This is a genomic window from Kaistella sp., from assembly GCF_032060305.1.
Lineage (GTDB): Bacteria > Bacteroidota > Bacteroidia > Flavobacteriales > Weeksellaceae > Kaistella > Kaistella yananensis.
The window spans coordinates 1-2,748 of sequence record NZ_DAMBHK010000129.1; the positions used below are offsets into that span (position 1 = coordinate 1).

Genomic DNA, 2,748 nt, shown 5'->3' on the forward strand with positions numbered 1-2,748 from the left:
GGTAGCTTTTCCCATTCGCCGTTTTAGTAACTTTGTTTTTATTAACCTTTTAAAAACTCATGAAATGGCTACAAAAAAAAATCTCCGGAGGATTTAAGGACCAACAAATTCCTGAATCGTGCCTCGAGCGAAGTTAACGGTTTTGCCGAACTTCTGCAACGCTTCGAAAGAAATATTTCCATCCTGGGCAGAAGCAAGCGTACCTTCGACAATTATTCCCGTCACGTTGCAGCCTTAGCGCTTCATTTCGGTAAAGTCCCTACCGAATTAGACCCGGAAGACATCAAAGATTACCTTTTTGAACTTCAAAAGCGATCAAAAACCCCTTCTCAGTCGTACTTTAAACATACCGTTTACGGACTGCGGTTTCTTCTGAAAACCGAAGGTTTGCCCTACAGCTACCTCCATCTTCCCGCGATTCCAAAAGTCAAAAAACTTCCCACTAAAATGGAATCCCGAAGTAAGGGCAGAAATGTAGCCGACGTTCTGCGCGCAGTCAGTTTATCAACTCAGAATTTTACGGCTCATCAGGAAAAAACGCTTCGGGCTTTATCGTACTGCCGGACTTCAGCTTTGGGCGGTCATATCCATGCGTGCGACGAATGCGGAAATATGAGCATCAGTTACAACTCCTGCAGAAACCGGCATTGTCCCCAGTGCCAGGGACACAAAAAGGAAGAATGGATCCGGAAACGTGAAGCGGATTTACTCCCGTGCAGCTATTATCATCTCGTTTTCACGCTTCCTGAAGAACTGAACGGTTTGTCCATTGCCAATCCCACCCTTGTTTACAAAACCTTATTTGAAGCCGCCTGGGCAACTTTAAACCAATTCGGTAACACCGAAGGAATACAACTGGGAATGATTGCGGTTTTGCACACCTGGGGACAGAACCTGAGCCTTCATCCGCACCTGCACTGCATTGTTCCCGGTGGAGGCACTAATAAACAGGGAAAATGGAAAGGCAAAGTACGAACCGATAAATACCTTTTTCCGGTAAAAGCGATGAGCAAAGTATTCCGGGCAAAGTTTGTGGCTTTATTGAGAACTTCGGGAGTAAAAGATTCCAATTTAATGGATAAACTCTTTACCAAGAACTGGGTCGTCTATGCAAAACGTCCTTTTGGCGGCCCGAAACAGGTGATCGAATATTTAGGCAGATACACGCATTCACCCCGTTGGATTTTTTAGATATTCCCTTAATCTATTTCTAAGATAAATTTTTCCATTTCCAGACTTAAGATATTTCTCTCTTCTGGTCGCATCTTGCTGATTTAAACAGCCTTCCCAATAAATCAATTTGAAAGGCAATCTTCTTGCAGTAGACTTAACCTCTCCATTATTGTGTTGTATCAATCTATACTGCAAATTAGAAGTGTATCCTGTATAAAACAATCCATCTCTTTCGCTAAGTAAGACATAAACATAATAAAACATATTCTCTTTTTAGCAAAGTTAGAAATCCTACGGGGTAAAGTCGCCATCAGCAATCACCGCATCAAAGAAGTTACCGATAAAGAAGTTCGTTTTGGCTACAAAGATTACCGGAAAGGTGGCGAAAAAAAGGAGATGACCCTATCCCATGTGGAGTTTATCAGGCGCTTCAGTCTTCATATTCTGCCCAGAAGGTTTGTGCGGATCCGCCATTACGGTATTTTAAGCAGCAGCTGGAAGCGTGGGAAACTGCAGAGTTTACAGTCTGATTTAAACATCCGGGTTCCGGAAGCAAAACCCAAGACTTTGCTCAATAAATGCCGATGCTGCAAGGAGGGAAACCTGGTTACCATTGCTGTTTTCGGGCAGCGCGGTCCGCCACAGGATTTTCTTTTCGTCACCCAACCTTTCTCTGCGAAATAAACTTTGCGGGTAAGGGAAACTGTGTTTTGCAGCGAAGAAAAAACGCAGAAAGCCACTTCCAAAGGCTACCCAACGCCACAAAAAAAAGCAGTCCTTCTAAAAAACTGCTCTAATATCCTAAATTCTAGAAACGATAACTCCATAAGATTACCAAGTGAGGAGGAAAAGCCACCGGAGCTTCCGTTCAACAGGCTTTCATTTCTTGTCTTGCAGACAAAACGAAAGCTTAGTTATTATCTGTAGTCGTAATTTCAATTTTGCAAGTCAAATATACACTTTTCTCTTACCTCCCAAATTTTTTCTAGATCGAATTGCGGTTTATCTTGTATCCATTTTTCAAAAAAGAGTTTATGAGTTTTGATTTTTTCTTCATATATTTCGTTGTATTCTATTTCACTTTCTTCTAATATTTTATCTTCAAGGTCAGAATACTGAGAATTCGGATTTGTGAAATCATAATATTCGTTCACAATCTTTAGATAGTTATGTGCCTCAGGAATATATTCAAGACCATATTCATTCAGTGTATTTTCAATCTTTTTGGTGTATTCAGCATCCATCTTAAAAATACCAAGAATCAGTTTAATGTCATTCCTATCATTTTCAAGTGCCAGTTTTCGTAGAGTTGAATGTTTCGTGCTACAAGTTCCAGCTTTCTCTTCAAATACGCATAAAAGGCTCTTCTTGTTTCTATTCCTCTTGTAAGGAAATTTTGAGATAAAGTCACACGCACCTTTAAAATCTTTAATTCCTCTTTTTAGAAATTCGTTTGAAACATCGCCTTTATTTTCAATGGTAAAATTCATTTATTGACAGGGTTTTGGAACGATTACAGATAACGGGCCGCGTATTGGCGATAGTGGCGGATTAGAAAGCCTAAACCTTTAATTT

Annotated in this window: 2 protein-coding genes and 3 pseudogenes; 3 read left to right on the forward strand and 2 right to left on the reverse strand. The window is 40.5% G+C overall.

The genetic code is table 11. From position 1 onward, the window contains the following. Positions 1-153 precede the first annotated feature (153 nt). Together V5N63_RS11545 and V5N63_RS11550 are read left to right on the forward strand one after the other, a co-directional pair. Positions 154-360: pseudogene (locus V5N63_RS11545) on the forward strand (phage integrase N-terminal SAM-like domain-containing protein); the annotation flags it as partial. 87 nt (positions 361-447) lie between these two features. Then, a pseudogene (locus V5N63_RS11550) lies at positions 448-1,170 on the forward strand (IS91 family transposase); the annotation flags it as partial. Here the strand turns inward: V5N63_RS11550 and V5N63_RS11555 are convergent. Then, the gene (locus V5N63_RS11555) at positions 1,171-1,437 is read right to left on the reverse strand and encodes a GIY-YIG nuclease family protein (protein WP_123249468.1); all 267 of its coding nucleotides are present in this window, start codon (positions 1,435-1,437) and stop codon (positions 1,171-1,173) included. A gap of 36 nt (positions 1,438-1,473) precedes the next feature. On the opposite strand from V5N63_RS11555, the pseudogene V5N63_RS11560 reads away from it, so the two are divergent. Next, a pseudogene (locus V5N63_RS11560) lies at positions 1,474-1,857 on the forward strand (transposase); the annotation flags it as partial. Between the two features lie 251 nt (positions 1,858-2,108). Here V5N63_RS11560 and V5N63_RS11565 read toward each other — a convergent pair. Next, positions 2,109-2,663: a hypothetical protein gene (locus V5N63_RS11565; RefSeq protein ID WP_332034063.1), complete on the reverse strand. Its 555-nt coding sequence runs from the start codon at positions 2,661-2,663 to the stop codon at positions 2,109-2,111. Between the last annotated feature and the right edge of the window lie 85 nt (positions 2,664-2,748).